This window comes from Streptomyces echinoruber (assembly GCF_014651135.1).
GTDB classification, from domain to species: domain Bacteria; phylum Actinomycetota; class Actinomycetes; order Streptomycetales; family Streptomycetaceae; genus Streptomyces; species Streptomyces echinoruber.
In genome coordinates this window covers 652,621-678,469 of the sequence record NZ_BMWH01000001.1, presented here as the reverse complement: position 1 = coordinate 678,469, position 25,849 = coordinate 652,621, and the positions used below count along the sequence as shown (strand labels likewise).

General features: G+C 72.7%; 21 protein-coding genes, 1 other RNA gene and 2 pseudogenes. 11 read left to right on the top strand and 13 right to left on the bottom strand.

Annotated features, from left to right (window positions below):
• Nucleotides 1-8: 8 nt before the first annotated feature.
• The gene (locus IE225_RS02815; protein WP_229879168.1) at nucleotides 9-1,493 is read right to left on the bottom strand and encodes a hypothetical protein; all 1,485 of its coding nucleotides are present in this window, start codon (nucleotides 1,491-1,493) and stop codon (nucleotides 9-11) included.
• A 195-nt stretch (nucleotides 1,494-1,688) separates the two neighbouring features.
• Here IE225_RS02815 and IE225_RS02810 point away from each other — a divergent pair, with 195 nt between their 5' ends.
• Genes IE225_RS02810 through IE225_RS02800 form a run of 3 tightly spaced genes read left to right on the top strand, consistent with a single transcriptional unit; the run spans nucleotide 1,689 to nucleotide 4,654 of the window.
• Nucleotides 1,689-2,555 (top strand): Nif3-like dinuclear metal center hexameric protein, encoded by an 867-nt coding sequence (locus tag IE225_RS02810; RefSeq protein WP_190055639.1) that lies wholly within the window; start codon nucleotides 1,689-1,691, stop codon nucleotides 2,553-2,555.
• Nucleotides 2,552-3,295, top strand: coding sequence for a zinc ribbon domain-containing protein (locus IE225_RS02805; protein WP_190055704.1), 744 nt, complete (start codon nucleotides 2,552-2,554; stop codon nucleotides 3,293-3,295). Before IE225_RS02810 ends, IE225_RS02805 begins: the two co-directional genes overlap by 4 nt.
• Nucleotides 3,296-3,316: 21 nt before the next feature.
• Nucleotides 3,317-4,654, top strand: a complete 1,338-nt coding sequence (locus IE225_RS02800; protein WP_190055703.1) for a bifunctional RNase H/acid phosphatase — start codon at nucleotides 3,317-3,319, stop codon at nucleotides 4,652-4,654.
• A gap of 55 nt (nucleotides 4,655-4,709) precedes the next feature.
• On the opposite strand, the gene yaaA is transcribed toward IE225_RS02800, so the two are convergent.
• Nucleotides 4,710-5,492, bottom strand: coding sequence for a peroxide stress protein YaaA (yaaA, locus tag IE225_RS02795; RefSeq protein ID WP_190055638.1), 783 nt, complete (start codon nucleotides 5,490-5,492; stop codon nucleotides 4,710-4,712).
• A gap of 190 nt (nucleotides 5,493-5,682) precedes the next feature.
• On the opposite strand from yaaA, the pseudogene IE225_RS32805 reads away from it, so the two are divergent.
• From IE225_RS32805 to IE225_RS02780, 4 genes and pseudogenes are all read left to right on the top strand, one after another.
• Nucleotides 5,683-5,850: pseudogene (locus IE225_RS32805) on the top strand (AraC family ligand binding domain-containing protein); the annotation flags it as partial.
• Nucleotides 5,851-6,015: 165 nt separating this feature from the next.
• Nucleotides 6,016-6,420, top strand: an RNA gene (rnpB, locus tag IE225_RS02790) — RNase P RNA component class A.
• A 413-nt stretch (nucleotides 6,421-6,833) separates the two neighbouring features.
• Nucleotides 6,834-7,622, top strand: a complete 789-nt coding sequence (locus IE225_RS02785) for a tetratricopeptide repeat protein (RefSeq protein ID WP_190055637.1) — start codon at nucleotides 6,834-6,836, stop codon at nucleotides 7,620-7,622.
• Nucleotides 7,623-7,860: 238 nt separating this feature from the next.
• Nucleotides 7,861-7,992 (top strand): annotated as a pseudogene (locus IE225_RS02780) (superoxide dismutase); the annotation flags it as partial.
• A gap of 258 nt (nucleotides 7,993-8,250) precedes the next feature.
• Here IE225_RS02780 and IE225_RS02775 read toward each other — a convergent pair.
• The 6 genes from IE225_RS02775 to IE225_RS02750 all read right to left on the bottom strand — a co-directional run bounded on the left by IE225_RS02775 (nucleotide 8,251) and on the right by IE225_RS02750 (nucleotide 15,190).
• Nucleotides 8,251-8,973 (bottom strand): hypothetical protein, encoded by a 723-nt coding sequence (locus IE225_RS02775; protein ID WP_190055636.1) that lies wholly within the window; start codon nucleotides 8,971-8,973, stop codon nucleotides 8,251-8,253.
• A gap of 783 nt (nucleotides 8,974-9,756) precedes the next feature.
• Nucleotides 9,757-10,428 (bottom strand): ATP-binding protein, encoded by a 672-nt coding sequence (locus IE225_RS02770; protein ID WP_190055635.1) that lies wholly within the window; start codon nucleotides 10,426-10,428, stop codon nucleotides 9,757-9,759.
• Nucleotides 10,429-10,456: 28 nt separating this feature from the next.
• The gene (locus IE225_RS02765) at nucleotides 10,457-11,101 is read right to left on the bottom strand and encodes a LutC/YkgG family protein (RefSeq protein WP_190055634.1); all 645 of its coding nucleotides are present in this window, start codon (nucleotides 11,099-11,101) and stop codon (nucleotides 10,457-10,459) included.
• Nucleotides 11,098-12,543 carry a LutB/LldF family L-lactate oxidation iron-sulfur protein gene (locus tag IE225_RS02760; RefSeq protein ID WP_190055633.1) on the bottom strand — a complete coding sequence of 482 codons (1,446 nt, stop codon included), beginning with the start codon at nucleotides 12,541-12,543 and terminating at the stop codon, nucleotides 11,098-11,100. The genes IE225_RS02765 and IE225_RS02760 overlap by 4 nt, the downstream gene beginning before the upstream one ends.
• Nucleotides 12,540-13,415 carry a (Fe-S)-binding protein gene (locus IE225_RS02755; protein WP_190055702.1) on the bottom strand — a complete coding sequence of 292 codons (876 nt, stop codon included), beginning with the start codon at nucleotides 13,413-13,415 and terminating at the stop codon, nucleotides 12,540-12,542. The genes IE225_RS02760 and IE225_RS02755 overlap by 4 nt, the downstream gene beginning before the upstream one ends.
• A gap of 44 nt (nucleotides 13,416-13,459) precedes the next feature.
• Nucleotides 13,460-15,190 carry an L-lactate permease gene (locus IE225_RS02750; protein WP_190055632.1) on the bottom strand — a complete coding sequence of 577 codons (1,731 nt, stop codon included), beginning with the start codon at nucleotides 15,188-15,190 and terminating at the stop codon, nucleotides 13,460-13,462.
• 182 nt (nucleotides 15,191-15,372) lie between these two features.
• On the opposite strand from IE225_RS02750, the gene IE225_RS02745 reads away from it, so the two are divergent.
• Entirely contained in the window at nucleotides 15,373-16,206 is an 834-nt protein-coding gene (locus tag IE225_RS02745; protein WP_190055631.1) for a FadR/GntR family transcriptional regulator, read from the top strand.
• Between the two features lie 341 nt (nucleotides 16,207-16,547).
• On the opposite strand, the gene IE225_RS02740 is transcribed toward IE225_RS02745, so the two are convergent.
• Entirely contained in the window at nucleotides 16,548-16,988 is a 441-nt protein-coding gene (locus tag IE225_RS02740) for an ATP-binding protein (RefSeq protein WP_190055630.1), read from the bottom strand.
• Nucleotides 16,989-17,112: 124 nt separating this feature from the next.
• Between IE225_RS02740 and IE225_RS02735 the strand changes: the two genes are divergently transcribed.
• Together IE225_RS02735 and IE225_RS02730 are read left to right on the top strand one after the other, a co-directional pair.
• Nucleotides 17,113-17,982, top strand: a complete 870-nt coding sequence (locus tag IE225_RS02735; protein ID WP_373303124.1) for a helix-turn-helix domain-containing protein — start codon at nucleotides 17,113-17,115, stop codon at nucleotides 17,980-17,982.
• Nucleotides 17,979-18,173, top strand: coding sequence for a DUF397 domain-containing protein (locus IE225_RS02730; protein ID WP_190055629.1), 195 nt, complete (start codon nucleotides 17,979-17,981; stop codon nucleotides 18,171-18,173). Before IE225_RS02735 ends, IE225_RS02730 begins: the two co-directional genes overlap by 4 nt.
• A gap of 4 nt (nucleotides 18,174-18,177) precedes the next feature.
• On the opposite strand, the gene IE225_RS02725 is transcribed toward IE225_RS02730, so the two are convergent.
• Nucleotides 18,178-19,830 carry a hypothetical protein gene (locus IE225_RS02725; protein ID WP_229879166.1) on the bottom strand — a complete coding sequence of 551 codons (1,653 nt, stop codon included), beginning with the start codon at nucleotides 19,828-19,830 and terminating at the stop codon, nucleotides 18,178-18,180.
• 235 nt (nucleotides 19,831-20,065) lie between these two features.
• On the opposite strand from IE225_RS02725, the gene IE225_RS02720 reads away from it, so the two are divergent.
• Nucleotides 20,066-20,260 (top strand): hypothetical protein, encoded by a 195-nt coding sequence (locus IE225_RS02720; protein WP_190055628.1) that lies wholly within the window; start codon nucleotides 20,066-20,068, stop codon nucleotides 20,258-20,260.
• A 473-nt stretch (nucleotides 20,261-20,733) separates the two neighbouring features.
• Here the strand turns inward: IE225_RS02720 and IE225_RS02715 are convergent, their stop codons facing one another.
• From IE225_RS02715 to IE225_RS02705, 3 genes are all read right to left on the bottom strand, one after another.
• Nucleotides 20,734-21,060 (bottom strand): hypothetical protein, encoded by a 327-nt coding sequence (locus IE225_RS02715; RefSeq protein ID WP_190055627.1) that lies wholly within the window; start codon nucleotides 21,058-21,060, stop codon nucleotides 20,734-20,736.
• A gap of 869 nt (nucleotides 21,061-21,929) precedes the next feature.
• Nucleotides 21,930-23,849, bottom strand: a complete 1,920-nt coding sequence (locus IE225_RS02710; RefSeq protein ID WP_190055626.1) for a hypothetical protein — start codon at nucleotides 23,847-23,849, stop codon at nucleotides 21,930-21,932.
• Nucleotides 23,846-25,660 (bottom strand): non-ribosomal peptide synthetase, encoded by a 1,815-nt coding sequence (locus IE225_RS02705; RefSeq protein ID WP_190055625.1) that lies wholly within the window; start codon nucleotides 25,658-25,660, stop codon nucleotides 23,846-23,848. Before IE225_RS02705 ends, IE225_RS02710 begins: the two co-directional genes overlap by 4 nt.
• Nucleotides 25,661-25,849: the final 189 nt, after the last annotated feature.

The window sequence follows — 25,849 nt, the reverse complement described above, 5'->3', positions numbered from 1 at the left end:
CTGCCGGGTCACCTGCTGGACATCCGCCCTCGCAGCGGGGCCTGTTGCAGGGGCACCGGACGTGCCGCCACCGGGGCCGCGGCCTCCGGTTCCAGCCGCTCGCCCGGCTCCGGCGACGGCCCCGCCCACGCCGGCCGCGCGGCCCTGCCGTCCGCGCCGTCCCAGCCGCCCGAGCCGTCCGCGCCGTCCCAGCCGCCCGAGCCGCCCGAGCCGTCCCAGCCGTCCGTGCCGCCCGAGCCGTCCCAGCCGTCCGTGCCGCCCCGGTCCGAGCCCGTCGGACCCGCCGCCCCCGCCGCCCTCGCCGCCCCCGTCGCGTCCCGCCGCGGCAAGGGAGGGGGCAGCTCCGCCACCCCGCACGGCACCGCGGCCGTCGTGTACGGCAGCCGCAGCACCCCCCGCGGTGTGAACACCCCGGCACCCGCCAACCACCCCGCGGGCGCCGGGCGATGCAGCAGTCGCCGGTCGGCGGGCCGCCACACCCCGATCCAGCTCCCCCGTGCCCCGTCCACGCGCAGCGCCACCGCGCAGTGCTCCGGCGTCAGCGCCTGCTCCGGCTGGATCGCGAACGGTGTCAGCGCGCAGTCCGGCAGCCGCAGGCACTCCGGGAACCGCACCGGCAGCGTGCTGCCCAGCACCCCCCAGCCCAGCCGGTGGTGACCGGGCGAGGGCGCGTCCGAGCGGATCAGCAGCAGCCCGCTGTCGGGGTCGGCCAGCAGCAGCCGGTCGTCGCTGTCGGCCGCGATCTGCAGCAGCGGCGACACCTCCCCGCCGCGCTCCAGGTCCACCACGACCGTCTTGACGACCGGGCCGGCCGGGCCGTGCGTCTCCCGGTCCAGCGCCAGCATCCGTCCCGCGCGGTCCAGCCACACCCCGCCCGAGCAGCGGCCCGGCACCTCCGCCAGGTGCTCCGGGCCGAAGGGGCCGCCCGCCACCAGCCACACCGCCGTGGACCGCGGGCCCACCTCGAGGGCGTACGCCCGCGTCCCGCCCGGCGCCGGCGGCAGCAGCCGCAGCCGGGTGCCGGGCTGAGCGCACTCGACCGTGCCGAGCGGCAGTTCGCCGGTGTCGGGGCCGCTCGGATACAGCAGCGCGAAGGCGTGCCGCCCGGCGGCGGGACGGTGGATCAGCACCCGCCCGTCGCCCAGCGGCTGCACCTCGGTGCCGGGCTCCTCCGGCCGGCGGCCGGGCAGCGGCACCGCGTACGGCTCCGGGCCGTCCAGCGTCCAGCGCTCCGGGAACCACGAGCCGGTGGCGGCGTCCCGGGCCAGGCGGGCCGCGTAGGCCCCGTCCGCCGTGATCGCGCAGCCGGTCGTCGTGATCGTGCAGCCGTCCGCCGTAATCGCACGGCCGTCCGTCGTGATCGCGCAGCCGTCCGTCGTGATGGCACGGCCGGTCGCCGTGATCGCGCGGCCGGTTCGCGGCCCGCCCGCCGGGGCGGTGCCGCCGCCGTCGCCCTCGTCCGCCGCCGCGGGTTCGATCGCACAGGCCGTCATCGCTCGGGTCACCTCCGGTCACCTCCGCGACGACGCTAGTTTTCGCACGCACGGCCGGGGGACCGGAAGCGGCCCGCTTCACACATAAGTGTGGTCACGTCCCGGTTCGCCCGGGAAAACGGTGACCGCCGTGCCCGCCGGGGCCCGGGCCGCCACCGGTACGGGCGGGCAGGCCGGGCAGGTAGCCTTGCACCCGTGCCCCGTCTGTCAGAAGTCATCGCCGAACTGGAGAAGCTGTGGCCCGCCGAGCGGGCCGAGTCCTGGGACGCGGTCGGCACCGTCGTGGGCGATCCCGGCCAGGAGGTCTCCCGCGTCCTGTTCGCCGTCGACCCCGTCCAGGAGATCGCCGACGAGGCGGTGGAACTCGGCGCCGACCTGCTCGTCACCCACCATCCGCTCTACCTGCGCGGGACGACGACGGTCGCGGCCTCCACCTTCAAGGGCCGCGTGGTGCACACCCTCATCAAGAACGACGTCGCGCTGCACGTCGCCCACACCAACGCCGACACCGCCGACCCCGGTGTCTCCGACGCCCTCGCCGGCGCCCTGGACGTCAGGGTCGTACGTCCCCTCGTACCGGACCCCGCCGACCCGGCCGGCCGCCGGGGCCTGGGCCGCGTGTGCGAGCTGGACCACCCGCTGACCGTGCGCGAACTGGCCGCGCGCGCCGCCGAGCGGCTGCCCGCCACCGCGCAGGGCATCCGCGTCGCCGGCGACCCCGAGGCCCTCGTGCGGACCCTCGCCGTCAGCGGCGGCTCCGGCGACAGCCTCTTCGACCACGTCCGGGCGGCCGGCGTCGACGCGTTCCTCACCGCCGACCTGCGCCACCATCCCGCCTCGGAGTTCCTGGCGGACCGGGCCGGCCGCCCCCTCGCGCTGCTCGACGCGGCGCACTGGGCCACCGAGTGGCCCTGGTGCGAGCAGGCCGCGGCCCAGCTCGACCAGATCTCCGACCGGCACGGATGGGGACTGCGCGTCCACGTCTCGACGACGGTCACCGACCCCTGGACCGCCCACGCGGCCTCGACCCACCCGACTTCGACTGCAGGAGCCCCCAACTGAACGCCGCGCCCGCCGACCAGATCCGACTCCTCGACGTGCAGGACCTCGACGTCCGCCTGCAGCAGCTCGCGCACAAGCGCAAGTCGCTGCCCGAGCACGCCGAGATCGAGTCGCTGACCAAGGACCACACCCAGCTGCGCGACCTGCTGGTGGCCGCGCAGACCGAGGAGAGCGACTGCGCCCGCGAGCAGACCAAGGCCGAGCAGGACGTGGACCAGGTGCGCCGGCGCGCCGCCCGCGACCAGGAGCGCCTCGACTCCGGCTCGGTGCGCTCCCCGAAGGACCTGGAGAACCTCCAGCACGAGATCGCCTCCCTCGCCCGCCGCCAGGGCGACCTGGAGGACGTCGTCCTGGAGATCATGGAGCGCCGCGAGGCCGCCCAGGCGCGCGTCGCCGAACTCACCGAGCGGGTCGCCTCCCTGCAGGCGCGGATCGACGACGCCACCGCCCGCCGCGACGCCGCCGTCGAGGAGATCGACCGGGAGGTCGCCGCGGTCACCAAGGAGCGCGAGGTCGTCGCCGCCTCCGTCCCCGCCGACCTGCTGGGGCTCTACGACAAGCTGCGCGCGCAGTACGGCGGCATTGGCGCCGCCAAGCTGTACCAGCGCACCTGCCAGGGCTGCCGCCAGGAGCTCGCCATCACCGAGCTCAACGAGATCCGCGCCGCCGCCCCGGACACCGTGGTGCGCTGCGAGAACTGCCGCCGCATCCTGGTGCGCACGCCCGAGTCGGGGCTGTAGGAGGCGCAGGGCGTGCAGGGCGTGCGGGAGCTGATCGTCGAGGCCGACGGCGGATCGCGGGGCAACCCCGGGCCCGCCGGCTACGGCGCCGTGGTCATCGACGCGGCGACCGGGCGGATCCTGGCCCGGACCGCCGAGTACCTCGGGGTCACCACCAACAACGTGGCCGAGTACCGGGGCCTGCTCGCCGGCCTGCGCGCCGCCCGCGCCCTCGACGCGTCGGCCGCGGTCCACGTGCGCATGGACTCCAAGCTCGTCGTCGAGCAGATGACCGGCCGCTGGAAGATCCGCCACCCCGACCTCAAACCCCTCGCCGCCGAGGCCGCCGCGCTCTTCCCGCCCGGCCGGGTGACGTACGAGTGGATCCCGCGCGAGCGCAACCGGCACGCCGACCGGCTCGCCAACGAGGCGATGGACGCGGGGCAGCGCGGGGAGCAGTGGGTCCTGCCGCCGGGGGAGGGGGACGGGGAGCCGGCCGGCGCGGACGCGCAGGACACGGCGGCCTCCCCGGCCTCCCCGGCCTCCCCGGCCTCCCCGGCTTCCCCGGACGCCGCGGACGAGCGGGCCGTGACCGCCGCGGACGAGCGGGCCGTGACCGCCGCGGACGAGCGGGCCGCGGGCGCCGTGGCCGCCGCTTCCGCCGCCCCCGCCCCTGCCTCTTCTTCCGTTCCCGCCCCTGCCTCCGCCTCCTCCGCCACCCCCGCCGCCGGCTGGGCGCCCGCCGATCTCGGGCCGCCCACCGCCTTCGTGCTGCTGCGGCACGGGGAGACGCCCCTGACGCCGCAGAAGCGGTTCTCGGGCAGCGGCGGCAGCGACCCGTCGCTGTCCGAGGTCGGGCGGGAGCAGGCGGAGCGGGTCGCGGCGGCGCTGGCGCGGCGCGGCACGATCCAGGCGGTCGTCACCTCGCCGCTGGCCCGGACCCGCGAGACGGCGAAGATCGTCGCCGACCGCCTCGGCCTGGAGGTGGCCGTCGAGGACGGCCTGCGCGAGACGGACTTCGGCGCGTGGGAGGGACTCACCTTCGGCGAGGTGCGCGAACGCCACCCGGACGACCTGGCCGCGTGGCTGGCCTCGCCCGACGCGGCCCCGACGGGCGGCGGCGAGAGCTTCACGGCGACCGCGGCCCGCGTCGCCGCCGCCCGCGACCGGCTGCTCGCCGCGTACCCGGGCCGCACGGTCCTCCTCGTCACCCACGTGACGCCGATCAAGACGCTGGTGCGGCTCGCCCTCGGCGCCCCGCCCGAGTCGCTGTTCCGCATGGAACTGTCGGCGGCGTCGCTGTCGGTGGTGGCGTACTACGCGGACGGCAACGCCAGCCTGCGGCTGCTCAACGACACCTCGCACCTGCGCCTGCCGTGAGCCGCGCCGGCGGCACGGCGCCGGACCCGGGCACGCCGGTGTCCGCCGGCGCGGCTCAGTGCACCTCGGTCACCAGCACGTCCAGCGACCAGGCCCGCCCGCCCCCGGCCGGCGGTTCGGCCTCCACGACGAACCCCAGGTCGCGCAGCGCCTCGACCAGCTCCGCCGGGTTCCGCGGCCGCGCCCCCGCCGTGAGCAGGCTGCGCACGATCCGCCCCTTGGTGGCCTTGTTGAAGTGGCTGACCACCTTCCGGGTCGGCGCGTGCAGCACCCGTACGCTCGCCGTGCGCCCCGCGACCTCCCCCTTCGGCCGCCACGCCGCCGCGTACGCCGCCGACCGCAGGTCCAGCACCAGCCCGTCGCCGGCCACCTCGGGCAGCACCGCGGCCATCGGCCCGCGCCAGTGCCCGGCCAGCGCGCCCAGGCCGGGCAGCTTCACCCCCATCGGGCAGCGGTAGGACGGGATCGGGTCGGTGATCCGGACCGCGCCCCACAGCCCGGAGAAGACCAGCAGCGCCTCGGCGGCGCGCCGGTGCGCGGCGGCGTCCAGCGAGGCCAGGCCGAGGGCGTCGTAGAGCACCCCGGTGTAGATCTCCCCGGCCGGCCGGGCCGGCGCCGTGAGCAGCCCGGCGTTCTTGGCGACCTCTCCGCGCAGCCCCTCGCTCAGCCCGAGCACCTCGCGCGCCTTGTCCTCGTCACCGGAACACAGCTCCACCAGCTCCGCCAGCACGGCCTCACGGGCCCCGGCCAGCCCGGGCAGCGACAACGACGCCAGGGACAACGGAACACCCCGCTCCGGAACGGCCTTGCCTTCGGACGGGGGCAGCAGGACAAGCACGGACGGACTCTCCTTCGGTCGGGTTCCGGGCCAGCGTACGGGGGCCGGGACGGGCCGCGGCGGCAGGTCCGCGCCCGTGGTGCTCAGGGCGACCACGGACCCGCGCCGGTGGCTCCGGTCCGGGCGCGGCATGAAACGGGGCCCGGCGGCGTTGCATCCGCAGCGGGCGGAAAGACGTGGGGAGGCTCGGATGGGCGCACGGGAACAGGCGCGGTGGACCCGGGCGCGGCTCGGTCGGGACGAGCCGCCGCCGGACCTGCTGACGGCGCGGTTCGAACGGCACGTCCACGCGCCGCACGCGCACGAGAAGTTCACCATCGGCGTGTGCGCCAGCGGCGACGAGACCATCGACCACCGCGTGGCGACCGCAACCGCCCCGGCTCCGTCGCCGTCGGCGCTCTCTTCCGCGACGAACGGCTCACCCCCACCGTCATCACCGCCTTCGCCCTCATCCTCGCCGGCTCCGTCCAGACCACGGCGGCGGAGCGCCCCGCGCGACCGGTAGCATGGTCACCACGGCAGACGAGCCGGGCGGACGGCCGCGTGGAGTTCCCCCAGCGGGGGCTCCCCGAGGAACGTCCGGGCTCCACAGGGCAGGGTGGTGGGTAACGCCCACCCGGGGTGACCCGCGGGACAGTGCCACAGAAAACAGACCGCCGGGGGCCTCGGCCCCCGGTAAGGGTGAAACGGTGGTGTAAGAGACCACCAGTGCCCAGGGTGACCTGGGCAGCTAGGTAAACCCCACCCGGAGCAAGGTCAAAAGGAAACACTCCGGTGTTTCTGCGCGGACGTTCGAGGGCTGCCCGCCCGAGTCCGCGGGTGGACCGCTGGAGGCCGGTGGCAACATCGGCCCTAGATGGATGGCCGTCGCCCCGGCGTCCGCGAGGACCCCGGGGAACAGAACCCGGCGTACAGCCCGACTCGTCTGCCGCTCTTCGTTTCCGCAGGTCGGGTGCCGTTTCATCGGGGTGGACAGATCGGCCGGGTCGCATCGGGGTCGTCACACGGGTCCTCCTTGCGGCGTGGGGCCGTTCATGACCGCGGTTGTGGTGACCCTCCGTGGCTCCGGCACGGAAAAGGAACCAGAACCACGATGCAAGCGACGCCGGCACGCGGGCCGGATCAGTAACGGAAGCACAAGCCGGCCGCAGTGCGGCAGTGGTGGCGCCGCAGGAGCCGGGCCGCCGCAAGGCGGCGCGCCGACCGGGCCGGACGACCTCTGCCGGGAGCGCCGGGCCCGCAGTCGGCTACGCGCCGCGATGAGGTCGGTGTCGCGTCTTCCGTCACGGAATCAGCAACGACCGCTTCCCCCTCGCCGACGACAAGCACGATGATGTGCGGATGCAGCGGATATCGAAGCCGTGGCGCTGGCCCCTGGGCGGACTGGCCGTTGCCGGCGTGGGTGCTCTCTTCGTGCCGGTCGGCCGGATGCTCTGGATTCATCTGCTCGTGGCGCTGTGCGCGGTGATGCTGCTCGTACGAATGGCGCATCGCGAGGTCTCCTTCCCGATGGCTCTGGCGCAGTTGCGCTTCGGCGGCGACGATCCGGACGTCCTGCGGGGCCGCGTCCTGTCGGCGGTGGTGTGTCTGGCGAGGGGCCGGCCCGGCCTCGCGCTGCACCGGCTGGAGTCCGTTCTGCCGGACCTGAATCGCGTACTGGGACCCGACCACCCCGACACCCTGTCAGCCCGCTTGATGCGCCTGCAGATACGGGGCGAGACGGGCACTCTGCCCGACCGCCTCACCGCGATACGAGAACTGATCGCCGACATCACGCCGGTCCTCGGACCCGGCCATCCCGACACCCTGGCGGCCCGCTACTGCCTTGCCCAGTGGCTCGACCAGGACGGCCGCACCGACGAGGCCGAAACGGCGTACGAGGGCGTCGTGGCAACCGGCACCGAGCATCTGGGAGCGGAACACAACAGCGTCCTGATCGCCCGCAGTTCCCTCGCCATCCTGCGCTACGAGCGCACCGGCCCCGACAAGAACGCGGCCGTCGACGACATGATTGCCATCGTCACCGCCATGGAACGCACCCTCGGCCCCGCCCATCCGACAGCGGCCTCCACCCGGCGTCTTCTCACACAGTGGCAGAGCGCCCAGGCAGCCAGCGGCGCAGGGAGTTGAAAGGGCGGCAAAGGGCGGCAAAGAGTCCTGTCGCCGCCCCTCGGGCAACAGATGTGGCAGATCAGACCGGAGGACGCAGCCCTCCCCGCCGGCCTCGACCGGAACGTCACCGCTCTCATGGTCACCACGACGCGCGGGCGGAGCGTGCCCGGCCCTCACCCCCGGGGGACGACCTGAGCCAAGCGGGCGCGGGGACCGCCCGTTGCGCCTTGCCGGCAGGACCGCCCCCGGGTGTATCCGTTGTCGGCTGTCCAAGGCCGCGGCGACCACGCAGGGTTCGGGCCGGGGCGTCCTGGTGTACGAGCCGCTGAGCGGCCGCCTGATCGTCGAGCGGGTCTGCGACCACCAGGGCAACGTCGGCCAGGGCGCTGCCCTGCCCCGATCGAGGACGGAGCCGACTCGGTGGGCGGTGCGCAGGGTGAGGGGGCGCGTTCATCGAGTCGGGTGTTGTTCCAGCCGGCCGGGATGTGGGTGTGCTCGGGCAGGTACAGCCCGGCGCATCACCGCCGCTCCGGCTCATGGGCGAGCCGGGTGGGTGTGAGGGGCTCGTCGGTGAGGAAGACCGTGACGGCGATACGCATGGCGGAGTCTTTCGCCACGCAGGCGACACCCTCATCCGTACCGGGTGTCATCTCGCCCCACCCGCCTGTCGTACCAGCCGGGCGCGCCAGTCCTGCAGGAGCTGCCGGGCGGCGTCGGCACTCTCGCCGTTGTCGTCGCGGCTGTCGGCGGTCCCGCGCCCCTCGGCGATCGCCTCGTCGAGGAGCGCGAGCGCCTTCTCGTGGTCGCCGTTGCGCTCGAGCGCCATGATCAACGTGGTGCGGAGGAGCTGGGTGGCCTTGAGCCGTTCCGGGCCGAGGGCCCGCGACTCGGTGTACAGGGCGGTGAGCCGGCGGATCCCCTCGGCGGCGTCACCGCTCTCGCACAGGTACTCGGCGAGAATCCGCCGCGCGACGTGGGTCTCCTCATGGTCGTGGCCGTGGGTCCGGGTCAGGTCCTCGACGAGGAGGCGTGCCTCGGTGATCGCTCCGGCCATGTCACCGGCAGCGCGGCGACGCCGGGCCAGCGTCAGGCGTGCAGCCACCGTGTCGGCGTGCTCCGGCCCGAACTCGGCCGTGCGGGCGTCGACTTCCTCCTGCGCCATCCGCACGGCGCCGGCGGTGTCGCCGCTGTTCATCAGCCAGGTCTGCAGCGTCCTGCGGGCGCTGACGGTGTCCGGGTGCCAGGGGCCGAGCTCGGCGGTCAGATACGCCAGGCTCTTCTCCGCCCTGCCCCAGGTCATGGTGACGGGCCGGTCGAAGCGCCCGAAACTCCGCTTGATCCTCCGGATGCGTGCTGTACGTCGCCCCATCCCCCACCTCTCCGCCGGGTTTTCCTCCGCTCCCTGCACCTCTGCTGCCGGTCACCGCCGGGTGCGTCAGAACGCTCCCCCGCCGGCGCTGTCCCGCCGCACCTCCTCGGCGTGTTCCTCCGCCCGGCCGTAGGCCCAGCTCCGTTCCGGCCGTTCGCGCCGGTCGCGGTCGAGGGCCTGCCCGGCTGGGTGCCGTCCGAGGTTCCGGCAGGGCTCCTCGAAACCGGGATGCCGTGTGATGCCCGTGCGCGGGATGTCGCACCGGAAGCCGACCGAAACCCCGCTGGCGCATCGCCTCCCCGCCCTTCCGCTCCCCGCCGATTTCCTTCCCTCTCTTGGCAGTTCACACTCACGCGTGAACGTAGCGGATGGGGCCGACGACGACACAGGAATGGGCGGACGGGCTCTGTTGGTGGCGGGAGCCGCCGCCGCGCTTACGTGGGGAAGCGTGAACTTCGCAGCCGCGGCCGACGGGGAGCGGGAGACACGGACGGCTTCGCCCTGGACATCGGCATCTTCGACTGCGGCCGGGCTGATGAGGTTCGGCGCCTTCGGGCCGGGCGATCTCCTCAAGGATCGACGGCCATGACAAGAGGACCAGCCGTGTTCCTCCAGCGCGGCCGGCCGGTCCAGCAGGCCCAGGGCCGAACGCGTCTTGGGCACATGACCCGCCTCTGCAACCCGTCCTAGCAGGTCACAGCCGGTTCGTCCCACAAAGCCGCAGGTCAGAAGGGTGCTTCTGGAGAACCCGGCGTACAGCCCGACTCGTCTGCCGCTCGGCTCTCACGGGAGGCGGGATAAGGCCATGACCCGTGGTGCAGGGCCCGTTCCGCTCAAGCGCAGGCCGGGACGATCCGCCGCGTTCGCGCCGTCCTGAGGAGCGGCGTGGCCGGGGCGGCGGGCGTCAGGGCCGGGCGGCTGTCCGGGGCGGTGGTGGTGCCGGTGTGGCTCGCGGAGTGCGGCGGCTTCCTGTGCGGGCCCGCCGTCCCCCGGCGGGTGCTCCGACACGATCGCCCAGGTACAGGTGCCGTACGCCGTGTGGTGCACACCGCACTGCCGGCTCAGCGCCTGCACCAGCATCAGGCCCCGGCCGCCTTCCGCCAGTTCGCCGTCCGGGGTGTCGGTGGCGGGCGGGTGCCACATGCCGCTGTCGAAGACCTCGATCCACACGTCGGTCCGGGAGTGCGTGAGGCGGAGGCTGACGTCGGCGGAGCGGCTGTGCCGGACCGTGTTGGTCACCAGTTCGGAGACGACGACGCGTGCCGCGTCGACCGCATCCTCGCCGATCCGCCAGGCCGTCAACTGTGCCCCCGCGAAGGCCCTGGCCTGCGACACCGCCTCCTCTTCGGCCGGCAGCGCACAGACGGCGAGTGCGCTGGGGTACTGCGGGCGCGGCTCCGTGACGTCGGACGGCACTGCCGCGCGGGGGTGCGGTTCTCGGTTTCGGGCAGGCATGACAACTCCTGTCATGACGGATGCCGGGTCACACGACGATGAGGACGTGGAGCGTGCGCGGTCCGTGCACGCCTTCCACCCGGTCGAGTTCGATGTCGCTGGTCGCCGAGGGTCCGGAGACGAACGTCAGCGGCCGCACGGGATCCAGGCGGGCCAGCGCCTCGGGAACGCGGGCCACGACCTGTTCGGCCCGCAGCACGCACACATGGTGGTCGGGCACCAGGGTCAGAGCGCGTCGTCCCTGTCCCGGGCCGCCGTCCAGGACGAGGGTGCCGGTCTCGGCGATCGCGACGGCGGCGGTCGTGACCACACTGTCGACCCGGTCCAGTTCGCGGACGGGCACCCGCGGACGGTCGTCCAGCACCCGGTGCGGGTCCAGCGCGGCCAGCCAGGCAGGGGGGAAGCCCTGGGGCACCACGGCGCATGCGGCACCGCGGGCGCTCAGCGTCTGCGCGATGACCGTGGGAGCCGCCCCTTCGGACACCAGGTGCACCGAGGCGCCGTAGTCGGCGAGCCGCGTGGTGAGCAGTTCCACCACCTGAGGGGAACCGGCGGCCGCCGTACCGCCTCGCGCGTAGGCACGGGGGACGGGCACGTCCTCGGGGCGCTCGCCTTCCGGGACGTCCGCGAGCGCCCGCCGGATACGACTGAGCACTTCTGTCCGCGCGTTCACCGGTGTGTCCTCCTCCACCAGGCCCGGAAGCTCTCCCGGGCCGGGACCGGTACGTCACGTGCCTCGGTCCACGCCGAGGCCGGGCCGGGCAGCCGGCTGATCCGGCCGTCGCGGCCGAGCAGCCGCCCGGCCGCGGCCGCGGCGCGCTGCGCCGCCGCCAGCCGGGACGGGCCGGCGAGCACCGAGCGCGCCGCCGCCATGGCCAGCCGCTCGGGACTCGGCACCTTTCGGGTACGGCCCTCGTCGACCACCCGGGCGCGCAGATGGACGAGGACCTCCGGAATGTTGATCTTGACGGGGCAGACTTCGTAGCAGGCTCCGCACAGCGTCGAGGCGTACGGCAGCGAGCGGTCGGACTCGGCCGCGGTGCCGCGCAGTTGCGGGGTGAGGACGGCACCGATCGGGCCGGGGTAGACCGAGCCGTAGGCGTGTCCGCCGACGCGTTCGTAGACGGGGCAGACGTTCAGACAGGCCGAGCAGCGGATGCAGTTGAGCGCCTGGCGTCCGACGGGGTCGGCGAGCGTGTCGGTACGGCCGCCGTCCAGGAGCACCAGGTGGAAGGCGCCCGGCCCGTCGTCCGCGGTGGTGCCGGTCCACGACGAGGTGTAGGGGTTCATCCGCTCGCCGGTGGAGGAGCGGGGCAGCAGCTGGAGGAAGATCTCCAGGTCCTGCCAGGTGGGAACGACCTTCTCGATGCCGACGACGGAGATGAGGGTTTCGGGCAGGGTGAGGCACATCCGCCCGTTGCCCTCGGACTCCACGACGACCGCGGTGCCGGTCTCGGCCACCAGGAAGTTCGCCCCGGACACCCCGACCTTGGCCCGCAGGAACTTCTCCCGCAGGTGCCGGCGGGCCGCCTCGGCCAACTCCTGCGGATCGTCGCTCAGATCGGCCGGTGCCGCACGGCCGTGCTCGCCCATGGCGCGCAGGAAGATCTCCCTGATCTCCGCCCGGTTGCGGTGGATGGCCGGCACCAGGATGTGTGAGGGCCGGTCCTGGCCCAGTTGGACGACCAGTTCGGCCAGGTCGGTCTCGTACGCGGTGATGCCCGCGTCGGCCAGTGCCTCGTTCAGGCCGATCTCCTGCGTGGTCATCGACTTGACCTTGACCACCTCCCGCTCGCCGGTGGCCTGGACGAGGTCGACGACGATCCGTGCCGCCTCCTGGCCGTCGCGCGCCCAGTGCACCCGGCCGCCCGCCGCGGTGACCCGCTCCTCCAACTGCAGCAGATAGCGGTCCAGATGGCGCAGCGTGCGCTCCTTGACGGCACGTCCGGCCTCGCGCAGCGCCTCCCAGTCGTCCACCTCGGCCACCGCCTCCTCGCGCTTGCGGCGGATGGTGGTGGTGGCGTGGGCGAGGTTGTGCCGCAGCCGGGTGTCGGCGAGCGCGGTGCGGGCCGCCGACGGGAAGGCGGGCGTGCCCAGGAAGGTGGGGCCGTTCACGGGGTGCTCCTTTCCGCGGTGCGAGGGGACTGCGGGGACTTCCCGGAGTGCGGGACGGGCCGCGACCGCGACGGGGCGGCCGGTGCCTGGTCCTCCTCCGTGGCGGCCGGTGCCCGGTCCTCCTCCGCGGCGGCCGGTGCCCGGTCCTCCTCCGCGGCGGCGAGGATCTCGGCCAGGTGCAGGGTGCGTACGCCGGTACGCAGCCGGGACAGGAGGCCGCCGATGTGCATGAGGCAGGAGTTGTCGCCCGCGCACAGCACCTCGGCTCCGGTGGCCAGCACATGCCGCGCCTTGTCCGCACCCATGGCCACCGAGGTGTCGTGGTTCTTCAGCGCGAAGGTGCCGCCGAATCCGCAGCACTGGTCGGCGGCCGGCAGCTCGACCAGGTCGATGCCGCGTACCGCCCGCAGCAGCCTGAGCGGCCTGTCGCCCACGCCGAGCATGCGCTGCGAGTGGCACGTCGGATGGAAGGTGACCCGGTGCGGGAAGTAGGCGCCGACATCGGTGACGCCGAGGACGTCGACGAGGAACTCCGACAGCTCGTAGACGGCCGGCGTGGCCCGCACCGCCGCGGCCAGCCGGGCGTCCCCGGCCGCCTCGGCGACCCGCTCGTGGTACTCGCGCACCATGGCCGCGCAGGAGCCCGAGGGGGTGACGACCGCGTCGTAGCCGGCGAAGGTCTCGGCGAAGCGGCGCACGAGAGGCACGCACTCCCGCCGGTAGCCGGTGTTGAAGTGCATCTGGCCGCAGCAGGTCTGGCCGGCGGGGAACTCCACCGCGCAGCCCAGGCGCTCGAGCAGCTTCACGACCGCCCGGCCGGTCTCCGGGTAGAGCGTGTCGGTCAGGCAGGTGACGAACAGGGCGATCCGCATGGTTCCTCCGGTCGGCGAGGGCGCGGCGGCGCTCACGGGAGCGCTCACGGGAGCATCCCGGCGAGCAGGCTGGACTGCAGCAGGACCAGGACGCACAGGGCCAGCAGGAGCAGCAGGCTCCACTTGACGGCGGCCCGGAACAGCACCGACTCCCGGCCGACGAGGCCGACCGCGGTGGCCGCGATGGTGAGGTTCTGCGGGCTGATCATCTTGCCGACGACCCCGCCGGAGGTGTTGGCCGCGACGAGCAGGGTCGGGTCGAGCCCGGCCTTGTGCCCGGCGGCCTGCTGGAGCGTGGCGAACAGCGCGTTGGCCGAGGTGTCCGAGCCGGTGACGGCGGTGCCCAGCCAGCCCAGGATCGGCGAGAGGAAGGCGAAGGCGGCGCCCGCGCCGGCGATCCAGGTGCCGATCGTGATGGTCTGGCCGGACAGGTTCATCACGTAGGCGAGGGCCAGCACGGAGGCGACGGTGAGCAGGGCCCAGCGCAGCCTGACCACGGTGGCGCCGAACTCGCGGACCGCGACGAGCGGGCTCACCCGGTACGCGGCGGCGACCAGCACACCGGACAGCAGCAGCAGCGTGCCCGGGGAGGACAGCCAGGAGAAGGTGTAGACGGTGGCGGTGGAGGGCTGCCCCGCCGCCGTGAGGACGTGCCCGTCCAGACCCGGCCAGCCGAGCTTGAGATCCGTCGTGGCCAGGTACTCCTTGGCGGGGGTCCACAGCTTCGCCAGGGAGAAGACCGCGATCACGATCAGGTAGGGCAGGAAGGCCATGAGCACGCGGGTTCCGCTGTCCGGCCGCGTGGCGGTGGCCGTGGCGGCGGGCGCCGTACGCGTGGCGCCGGCCCCGCCCTCCTCCCGCGGGGCGCCCGAGGGCACACCGCCGTCCGGGCCCGCGCCACGGCCGTCGCCCCGCTCCGCCTCGCGCTCCCGCAGCAGGGCGGCCCGGGCTTGCTCGCCCCCGCCGGGCCGCCATACGCGCAGGAAGAGGACGACCGCCGCCAGGGCCGCGAGCGAGGCGACGATGTCGGTGAGCTCCACCGAGATGTAGTTGGAGGTGACGAACTGGGTGATGGCGAAGACCGCGCCGCACACCAGTGCCACGGGCCAGGTCTGCCGCAGTCCGCGGCGGCCGTCGACGAGCACGACGAGCAGCAGCGGCACGAACAGGGCGACGACGGGGGTCTGACGGCCGACGTAGGCACCGATGTCCGGGTAGGGGATCTTCGTCAGGTTGCCCGCCGTGATGATGGGGATGGCGATCGCGCCGAAGGCGACGGGCGCGGTGTTGGCGACCAGCACGGTGAGCGCGGCCCGTACGGGCGCGAAGCCGACAGCCATGAGCATGACGCCGGTGATCGCCACGGGGGCGCCGAATCCGGCCAGGGCCTCCAGCAGGGCGCCGAAGCAGAAGGCGATGATGACGGCCTGGACCCGGGGGTCGTCGCTGATCAGGCCGAAGGCGCGGCGCAGGTCCTCGAAGCGGCCGGTGATGACCGTGAGCTGGTAGAGCCAGATCGCGGTGACCACGATCCACATGATGGGGAAGAGGCCGAAGGCCGCGCCTTCACTCGCCGACAGCAGCGCGAGTGGGGCGGGCATGCCGTAGCACGCCACGGCGACGACGAGCGCCACGGCCAGGGAGGCGAGTCCGGCCCAGTGCGCCTTGAGCCGCAGCCCGCCGAGGAGCAGGAACAGGGTGAGCAGGGGCAGGGCGGCGACGAGGGCGGAGAGCGCCAGGCTGTCCATGAGGGGGGAGAGGTCCGGCTGGTACATGCAGTCCTCGCAGTATCAGGTCTTGGTCAGACCATGCTTTGGCTCTTTCACGCTGACACTCCCCCGGCGCGGATGTCCAGAGGGTGAAAGGTAGAAATTTGCTTTGGTCAGACCAAGGATCGGATACCTCAAGCTATGATCAGAAGGAAGAGTGTTGCGTCATCGGGATGAAAGGGATGTCCATGGCGGAGCCGGGTGCGGCCTGGGAGCCGGTACCGCGTTCCCGCACGTTCGAGCTGGTGCTGGCCCGGATCGAGGACCAGATCCTGGCGGGCAACCTGAGCGTCGGCGACCGGCTGCCACCGGAGCGGGAGCTCGTCGAGCTGCTCGGAGTGAGCCGAGCGGCCGTCCGGGAGGCCCTGCGTGTCCTGGAGGCGCAAGGAGTGCTGCGCTCCCGCGTGGGCACCGGGCCGGATTCCGGCAGCGTGATCACCGCCATGCCGAGCAACGGCCTCACCCAGTTGCTCCGCCTGCACATGGCGCTGGCGAACTTCCCCCTCGACGACGTGGTGGAGGCACGCGCCACCCTCGAACGCTCGAGCGCCCGCCTCGCCGCCGGCCACGCCAGCCAGGAGGAACTGGCCCGGATCCGGGAACCGCTCCTCCGCATGGACGACAAGGCCCTGACCCGCGAGCTGTTCAACGACCACGACACCGCGTTCCACGTCGCCATCGCCGAGGCCGGAGGCAACCGGCTGATGGCGGACATGACCGTCGCCGTCCGCAACGCCGTACGGCGCACCCTGCTCACCGCGTTCCACAAGATCGCCGACTGGGAGCCGATCGCCGCCCGGCTGCGGGCGGACCACCACGCGATCTACGACGCCATCGCGGCCGGCGACGTGGAGCGCGCCGGCGACCTGGTGGAGCGGCACATCCGCGGCTTCCACGACGATGTCGTCCGCAAAGCCCTGAACATGCCGGAGGCCGGGACCGCGGCGAACGGGGCGGAGACGGGACCGGAGGCGGGACCGGAGGCGGGGTCGGAGACAGGGCCGGAGACAGGGTCGGCCTGAAGGGCCGATGCCGTGCAGTGACGAGGGGGTGCGTGACGGCTGGAGGGTATGTCCGTCTGGCCATAGGCCATAGGCCATAGGCCATAGGGCATAGGGGCATAGGGCCTGGTCATGGCTGTGGGTCCCGTCTGCCCCCCGAGGCCGCCTGCAGCTCATCGCCGTCGAGGGGAATCGGACGGATCCCATCGCCCACCGGCCACCGCACCGGCGCCGGGGCCACGGTGCGGCCACGGTGCGCCCGGGGGAACGAAGTACGGCGGAGGCGCCATGCGAGTTCGACACGGCCCCACCCGCCCCATCGCGGTGTGTCCGCCCGTGGACGGACTGTCTCGCGTTCCCCGTCAGGTGAGCGGGAGACATGCCCAGACGGTTTTCCCGGAGGGCGGCCGGGGCTCCGTGCCCCAGCGGGTGGCGAGCGCGTCCACGAGGACCAGACCGCGCCCGGACTCGTCGGGTTCGGAACCGGGGACGGCGGTGGTACGGGGCCGGGGCCGGCGCTCGCCGCGGGGGTCGGCGACCTCGACCCGCAGGGTGTCCGGCGCCTCGACGACCAGCCCGAGGCGGAAACAGCGGCCTCTCACCCGGCCGTGGGTCACCGCGTTCGCGGCCAGCTCGGCGACCACCACGGCCGCGGACTCACTGACGGTGCAGGAGGGCGGCCAGCCCCACTCCGCGAGCTGCTGCACCGCCAGGAGCCGGGCCAGGCGGGCACCGCGGGGTGTGGCGCTGAGGAGCTGGGTGAACCGCCGGGTCACCCCGGGGGTGGAGATGTGCGACTTCATGTCACCGAGCGTGGTCGGCTCGCTCTACGCTGACCAGGAATTCCTTCGGTACGGAGGGTGCGTGTACCGGTACGGGCAGTGTCCCGTGCGGGGTGTCGGCAGTGACCTGGAGATGGGGGTGACGGTGGCGGAGACGCAGGAGTCCCAGGAGTCCTACGAGCCGTACGACGACGGCGAGTTGAGCAGCGACCTGATGCGGGCGGTCGGCAAGCAGGTGAAGGTGCTGCGGGAACGGGCCGGGCTCACTCAGCGGGAGCTGGGGGACCGGCTCGGGTACAGCGAGGATCTGATCTCCTCGGTGGAGAGGGGACGGCGGACGCCGCAGCGGGAGTTGCTGGTGGCGGCGGATGAACTCCTCGATGCCGGTGGGGTGTTGAAGGCCACCATCGAAGACGTGGAGCGGGCCAAGGCGAAGGCGCGGGTTCGGCATCCGGCTTGGTTCCGGGACTATGCGCGGTTGGAGCGGGAGGCCGTCGAGATCAACTTCTACAACAACTACGACGTCCCTGGGCTGTTCCAGACGCAACAGCGTGCCAGAGCGCTGTACGAGATGCGCAAGCCCCTGCTGGACGAGGAGACCATCGAACAGCGGGTCGCCTCCCGGCTGGCGCGGCAGGAGATCCTCACCCAGTGGCCGCCGCCGATGGTGACCGCCGTCATCGACGAGTCCGTGTTGCGGCGCCCGCTCGGGGGCCGGGATGTCCACAAGGAGCAGTTGGAGCACCTGCTGCGGCTCGGCTCGATGCGCAATGTGGAACTACAGATCATGCCGATGGACCGGACCGAGCACGCCGGTATGGGCGGGGCCTTCATCCTCTTGACGCCCAAAGGGAAGCCGCAGGTCGGATACACGGAGGTGCAGCACTACGCACGCCTGACCTCGGACCTCGAAGAAGTCCGTATCCTGGCCGCACGGTACGGCAGTATCAGGGCCCAGGCGCTTACCATGCAGGAGTCCCTCACTCTGATCAAGGACTTGCTGGGAGAGCTATGAACACTCCGGAACCCGCGCGCCTCGCCTGGTTCAAGAGCAGCTACAGCGGCAACGAGGGCGGCGAATGCCTGGAGATCGCCGCTACTCCCGGCGCCGTGCACGTGAGGGACTCCAAGGACCCCGCCCGTGCCCAGCTCGCCTTCCGGCGCCGGGAGTGGGACGCGTTCGTACGGTTCGCCTCCGGACGCTGAGCGCTCAGGTCTTCGTGTTGGTGGGGTGCGGGCCGAGGTAACCGACGTACACCAGGCCGGTGTTGGGGCCGTCGTCGTGGAAGTAGAGCCGTGGGGCCACCATGTTGCCGCCGCCGATGCGGAGGTGGGCCTCCATGAACAGCTTCTTGCTCGGGTGGACGGCCTCGGGGACCGGGAACGTGCGCTCCCGGCGCCAGTCCTCGCGGCTCCCGACGGTCTTGGACTCCTTCATCTTGACCTTGCCCGCCGGGAAGGGGTGCTTGCAGTCGTCCGGCAGGTGGGAGCACCAGTGGCGGAAGTCGCCGCCCGCCGTGCCGGCGGCTGACGCGGCGGCGTAGTCGTCGAGGGCGCGGAGGGCGTCCCAGGCGACCTCGACCCAGTTGCCGATGCACTGGGCGTCGAGTTCCCTGGTGATCTTCCGGTTGCCCGTGAAGCGCAGGTGGGGGAACTCGCCCATCCGGTCGAGGATCTCGGCGAAGGTGGCCGGATAGTCGGCGGGTTCCTCGACGGGCGCGTGCGCGAGGTCGTACTGACCTGCCTTTTCGAGCCGTATCTGCAAGGCCCGTATCTGGCGCTCGGCGTGCTTGAGCTTGGCGTACAGGTCCTGGTTCTCGGCGGCCTGGTCGAATTCCAGTTCCTCGGCGAGCTGGAGCTGCTGGCGCAGGTCGCGCAGGACGTCCGCGTTGGCGTTCTCCCGCTGCTCCGCCTCGGCGAGCATCTTGGTCAGGGTGGCGTTCTCCGCACGGAGTTCGTCCAGGCTCGAGCCGTGGGCCGCCGGGCGGGGGCGGGTGCGCTGGACGGGCAGGTTGTCCAGGGGCCCGGGGAGCGGCAGGCGCAGGGCCAGTCGCTGGGGGAGGGCCGCGAGGATGGCCCCCGCCCGTCTCGGGTTCGCCTCCAGCGTGGCCCGTGACATCACCGGGTGGCGTTGGGCGTCGGGCTGCCAGGCCGGATCCACGCCGGGGAGGTAGGTGCGGATGCCACCGCCGAAGACGCGGTGGTGCTCGAAGGTGTCCTCGAACAACTGCTGTGCGTCCGGGCGGAGCACGTACATCACGGCGAGGCCGGCGAGGGGCTTGAAGGCCGGTTCGACGACCTTCTCCGTCCAGGACTCCGGGTCCTGCCCGTAGGGCACGCTCGCCACGACGATGGGGAGCCTGCGGTCCAGATCGCAGAGTTCCTCGATCACCTCCTCCACATCGTCCGGTTCGATGAACTTCGGGACCGTGCCGACATCGGCGAGACCGTCCTGGGCGTCGAGCGTGTCGAGCAGCAGCTTGGCTATACCAGGGGTGTTGGCGCGGATGGGCCGCACGGTCGAGGACGCCGGGAGGTGCTCGATGTCGACCTGGATCCAGGTGCGGCGGTCGTCCTCCCGGGGGTCCGAGCGGACGACGAGCGTGGACTGCCAGGTGCCCGGGACCGGCCGCTCCTTCCACTCGCGCAGGCGCCAGCGGGAGTAGGCGCCGTGCCGGCCGGAAACGGTGTCGTAGTCGAGGGTCACCCCCTCGGCTATCTCGTTGCGGCCCTCGTCCAGGGCCGAGGTGTCGTATCGCTTCATCACCCCCAGCCAGTGGTGCAGTTGGCGATCCGCGATGGCGGAGGCCGTGACGAAGTCCTGCATGGTCGACACGACCATGCGGTAGTTGCGTGGTTCCACGGGCGGCTCCTGAGTGGTGCGACGGCGGATGGTGGAGACGCCGAGAACGGCGCACCGCGTGGGCGGTGCGCCGGTGGGGGGTGCTCAGGCGCGGTGGTGCGGTTGGGTCACGCCGGGTGGCGTGGGCCCTGGCCGGGGGCGGGTCGAGGATGGTCCGGTAGGCGGTGCCGGTCCGTTTGGCCTCGGCCATGCGGTCGTAGATGTCGAGGATCAAGTCCTTGGTGCGGTAGGTGCCGTGGACGGCCTCGTCCTTGCGCTTGACGACCGGGAAGGTGTCCATGACGTAGTCGACTTCGTCACGGTTGAGACCGTAGAGGGGGAAGAAGGCCGCGTCCAGCTCGGCACGGAGGAGAATACGGCGCTCGTCGTTCCAGCGGTACGGGGGGCCGTCGAGGCCGTGGTCGGAGGCGAAGTCGGCCATGTCATGTGAGGTGTAGGCGAGTTCCAGCACACGGGGCGTGAGCCAAGCGTTCGGCGTGGGCGCCAACGTCAGGTCGTCCGTGTCCAGGTCCGAGGGACGGAGAACGGGGAGCTGCCTGACGGTGAAGTACTTGAGTGCCGTACCAGAGGCCTTCTGACGAGTGACGTAGTCGAAGACGAACGCGTCGAACGTGGCCAGAAGTGCTGGGGCGTGAGTCTCGGGCAAGGCCAGCAGGAACTTGTCACCGACACCGTACGCCGGAAGAGCCGACCCAATCATCGTGCGGGTATCGGTCGACCGAGCGATGTCCCGCCACCCCATCAACCACCCGCGGCCCCACTCCCGCTCCGCCCACCGTGAAGCCACCCCAGGCTCCTTGACCGGCTTGCCCTTCCGGTCCTTTTTCCCGGCGTACACGTCGAACTCCGGCACCCAGTACCGAGGCATCGGCACAAACGCAGGATCGTCATGTTGCTCCGGCGTCACCCGAGGCAGCGTCCCCATGTGGCCTGCGCCTCCGTCTGGCCCTCGTACGTGCCCAGGCGGTGGTCGAAGTGGTGCAGCATCTTCGCCTCGTACAGCGGCAGGTACCGCTCGCCGTCCCGCTCGAAGACGTTGCCGTTCAGGGTCCAGCCCTCGGCCGACAGCTCCTCCTGCGTGCGGAACAGGTAGGAGTCGCTGGACATGTCGAACATCCGCATGAACGACAGGCCCCACGGGTTACCGTCCGGGTCGCCCTCCCTGATCAGGACCGGCACCCGGCGGTAGATCCCCAGTGTGATCTCGGCGTCCCGGCGCGAGCGGAACACCGGCAGCGTGCAGGTGGCAGCGCGCAGCGCGCCGCACTCCCCGCGGCCGCGGTGACGACGAGGACTTCGCCTGCGCCGAGGCTTCCGAGAGGGGGCCCGCGTCGCCGTCCTGACCGCCGGACCCGGCGGGGAAGGGGGCGCGGTCGAGAACCGCGGTGACGATCTCCTCGTCGCGGGCGACGGGGGCCGGGCCGGTCAGTACGGCAGGACGCGCCCCGAGGGCGTCCTCAGGTCGATCTCCCGCTCGCGCGGGGGCGCGGGGCGCCGACTGACGCGTACCCGGATGCGGCGGTCCATGACGCCCTCCCTCTACCGGTGCGGACCGGCGGTGGGCGCCGGTAGGAGGTGCGTGCCCGGAACACGGGTCGTTCAAGCATGTACGGGTCAAACAGGAGGGGGTGGGCGGCAGTCGGCGGGCACGCGGAAAGCAGCCCGAGGTCCAACGCGGCGGCCGCGTCCGGACGGGGCGGGCCGGATCGCTGCACCACTCGTCGCCCCAGGCCGGCGGGAACCCGCCCGAGGGAGGGCACTCCGTGGCTGAACCGGTCGTCGAACAGGAACGTGCGACCGCGGGGCGCCACCCATCTGGGCTCGGGGAAGATCGTGCAGGCCGAGTTTCTGTCCGCGGACGCCTTCGAGCCGACGGACATCGATCCCGGCCACCGGATCCATGCGGACTTCGAGGTCGACGTGCGGTCCGATCCAGCGCTGATGCCTGGCTGCAGGGGAAGGCCGCGCAGCCACGCCTGCCCTGCCCCGGCACATCGAGGCTGACGTGTATTGAGCCCTGTGCGCCCTACCCCGGAACGGGTCGTCCCGGGGGCGTGACGAGCCTCTCGGACGGTGCGGACCCCGCCTCATGACGCATGTCAGGAACGGAGCCCGCGGTGCTGTGCGGCTGTGCGCTGAGGCAGCGTCAGTCGCATCATGGACGCCGAGGCGATGTAGATGCCGTTGACGACCGCGACGAACACGCCCGTGTGGACGTCGGGGCGCGGCTGGTAGCGGACCAGGTCGATCTGTGCCGTGTAGTCGGCCGTGCCGTGGGGCTCCACCCGGATCGGCGCGCTCGTCTCGGGCGGCAGGCCGAGGAACCGGCGCATGGCGAAGGCGAAGCCGATGCCGCCGCTCAACGGCTCGGCGGAGGTGTTCCGGATCGTCCGGGTCAGTCCGGCGATCGTGTTGCCGCGGACGTCGACATCGACGGGGCCCTCCAGGACGGCCGTCGGTTCGCCGGCCTCGCTGGTCCACCACAGGTCGCCGCACCGTCGGCACTGGAGCGTCTGCACGACGAGCTCGTCGTGGACCAGGTGGCGCATGGTCACCAGCGCGCCCCGGTCGCGCCCGCAGTTGGGGCAGGCGGCCGGACGCTGCGACACCTCGCGCAGCCCGTCGAGCGCGGGGCCGCCGTAGTTCCAGCCGTGGACGTAGATGTCCCGGGCGATCTGTGCGGCGGTACGGTGCTGGAAGTCGGTGAGGTCCTCCAGCAGGGCCTCGGCGTCGACCCGCAAGCCCGGGGCGTGCAGGTCCTCCGTGATCGACCTGAGCCGTATCCGGAATGCCTCCACCGCGGCGGCGTCGACGCCCGGTTCCAGCCAGCACAGGCGCTCCAGCCGGGGCAGGACGACATTGGTGAGCGAGGACAGCGTCCGCAGGGCCGCCGCGTCGGGCTCCGTCGCCGCCGGGGTGGTGGCCACGGTGGCGGAGGGGCGGGCGTGGTCGGCCCCGGTGGGCCAGGGCAGGACCAGTCCCGGGTCTCCGAGGAGGCCGAACCGGTTCAGCCAGCCGTTGATCGGGCGGGCCCGTTCAGTCACGCGCTCTACCACCCGGCCCAGCGGCAGCCCCTCCGCCAGGGCCGCCTCGAACTCGGCCTGGGCGCTGCGCTGCACGATGTGCACGCCCATGGCGCCCACCACGGCCACGGCGGTTCCCTCCAGCAGCCCGAGCCCCAGAGCGATGTGGTGCGGGTAGGCGTTGGTGCCCACGGCCACGGAGGAACAGCTGTGGGTGAAGACGACGGTGGCGTGCAGCTCCGCCGCGGGCAGGCGCTGCTCCTCGTCGAGGTCGGAGCGGTGGCAGCCGTGGCCCAGCATGCACGGCATGTGCCGGTACTCGGGGGTGAACCGCGGCAGGGGCGAGTCGATCGGGTCGGACCGCCCGCAGACGATCCCGTCGGGCAGTCCGACGCAGCACTCCTTGCCCAGTGCCCGCAGCACCACGACCTTCAGGCGGCGCTCGCGCAGCGGTGCCAGGCCGGCGAACTCGTTGGTGTCGGCGAACTCGGAGTCCTCGAGCATCGGGTGCGCGGCGATGAACATCCGGTCCTCGCCCACCGACTCGGTGGTCAGGCTGCGGTAGACCAGGCAGGCGAGAGAGGGCAGGTCGCGTGCGGTGACCACGCCAACGCTCGCCCCGGAGACCCCCGGCCAGTCCCCGGCCTCCGACAGGTCGTCGGCCAGTCCCACCACGGCGACCAGCGTGCCGGAGAAGGCCGCCAGTTGGGCCAGGAGTTCGTCGGGTTTCACCACGAGGTGCCGTCGCTCGGTCGCGCGGGCCAGCATGGCGCCCGCGGCGGCCGCCTGGTTGCCGACCGAGACCACCGTGCCCTCACGCGGGCCGGCGACCGGGGCGGGCAGCCGGCCGTCGGGGAAGAGCGAGCGGTAGCGGTCGAGCGCCCGACAGGCGAGCAGCGGGAACGGCATGCCCGGCGCCCAGCGTGCGGCGCGGGCGGTGAACTCCTCGACATCGTCGCACAGTTGGACGGGATTGGTCTGGACGGGATTGGTCATATCCGCGCACCTTCCGCGAGGGCGGACAGCGCGGCGTCGATGTGGCCTGGGGTGGGTTCGTTCGCCAGCAGCATGCGCGCCTGGGCGGCGAGGGTCGACTGTGTGTAGTAGGCACGCATCGGGGGCTGGACGCCGAGCAGCGAGCGGACCTTGGCGTTGAGGCGGCCGACGAGGAGGGAGTGCCCGCCGATGGCGAAGAAGTCGTCGTCCGGTGCCACCGAGTCGACTCCGGTCAGTTCGCACCACAGCCCGGCGAGGGTTCGCTCCAGCGGTGTGAGTCCGTCCGGGTCCGCGCCCGGCCCGGCGCTCTCGGGGACTGCGGGGACCAGCTCGGACAGCGCGGCGCGGTCGATCTTGCCGATCGAGGTGAGCGGGAGCCGGTCCAGCGTGGTCAGCCGGGGAACCATCCAGTCGGGCAGCTCACGGCTGAGGTGCTCGCGCAGCCGGGCGGTCAGGTCCGCGGGGGCGTCGGCCGCCGGGACCACGAACCCGTACAACGAGCGGGCGGCTCCCTCGCCCCGGACGACGACGCACGCGCTCGCGACCTCGGGACGGCCCAGGAGCTGGGCCTCGATCTCCCCGAGTTCGATGCGATGGCCGCGGATCTTCACCTGGTGGTCGGTGCGGCCCACATAGCGCAGCGCGCCGTCCGGACCGCGGCGGACGATGTCGCCGGTGCGGTACAGCAGGGCGCCGGGCCGGGCCGGGTCGGGGACGAAGGCGGCCTCGGTCAGCTCCGGGCGGCCCAGATAACCGCGGGCCAGGCACGGCCCGCCCAGGAACAGCTCCCCGGGCCGGCCGTCGGGGACCGGCCGCAGGTCCGCGTCGAGAACCCGGGCCTCGACACCCGGCAGCGGGGTGCCGATGGGGATGGTGCGGGTGCCCTCCGGGACGTCGGTGATCTCGTGCCAGATGACGAAGGTGGTCGCTTCGGTCGGGCCATAGGCGTTCCACAGCCGGCCGGACAGGGACGCGAGGACGTCCCGGGCCCGGCGCGGGTCCATCGCCTCACCGCCCACCAGCAGGACCCGCAGCGGAGCGAGCGCGGTGGGGCACTGCAGGGCGATCTCGTGGAAGGCCGAGGTGGCGGTGAGCATCACCGTGATCCCGTGGTTCCGGACCTCCTCCCCCAGCAGGGCCCCGTCGGTCAGCAGTTCGCGGGGCAGCACGACGAGCGCAGCGCCGGAGGTCAGTGTGGGCCAGACCTCGAAGGTGACGGCATCGAAGGCGGGGCTGTTCAGCTGGGCGGTCCGGTCGCCCGGTCCCAGGCCGAGTTCGTGGATGCTCGACAGGAAGTGCGCGATGCTCGCGTGCGCCACCACCACACCCTTGGGGGTGCCGGTGGTGCCGGAGGTGTAGTAGACGATCGCCGGATCGTCCGGCTCGGTCGTCAGCGGCGGCAGAGCGGCCCGGGGGGCGTCGTAGTCCGCGGGGTCGTCGAGCAGGAGGACCGGGGTGCCGGGGAAGTGACTGGCCAGCTCCGGGGTGGTGACGACCAGTACGGCACGGCTGTCCTCGGCGATGAACCGGTGCCGCATCGCCGGCTGGGTGGGCTCCATGGACACGTACGCCGCGCCGACGCGCCAGACGCCGAGAAAGGCGGCGATGCGTGCCACGCCGGGCGGCAGGCACACCGCGACGAAGGAACCGGGCGTCACTCCGCGGGCCAGGAGCCGGCCGGCCACGCGCTCGGCGTGTTCGCCCAGTTGTGCGTAGGTGACCTCTACGCCGGCTTCGGGATGGTGCACCGCGACGGCGTCGGGAACTTCGTGGAGCGTCCTGTCGAACAGCGCGTACAGCGTAGAATCCATCTTTCCCCCCGAGTCTTTGAAGTCCCCGGTTAAGCCTTCCAGGCTCAGACGGCCTGGGGCATGAAACGACCCGCACTGTACCTCGGGCCCAGGGGAGTGTCGAAGGTCGGCCAGTTGATATCACGGCAAATTCGGGCGTAGCGCTCCGAAGTGACCCATCAGGGGAAGTAAGGAGGATTTTATAACGGG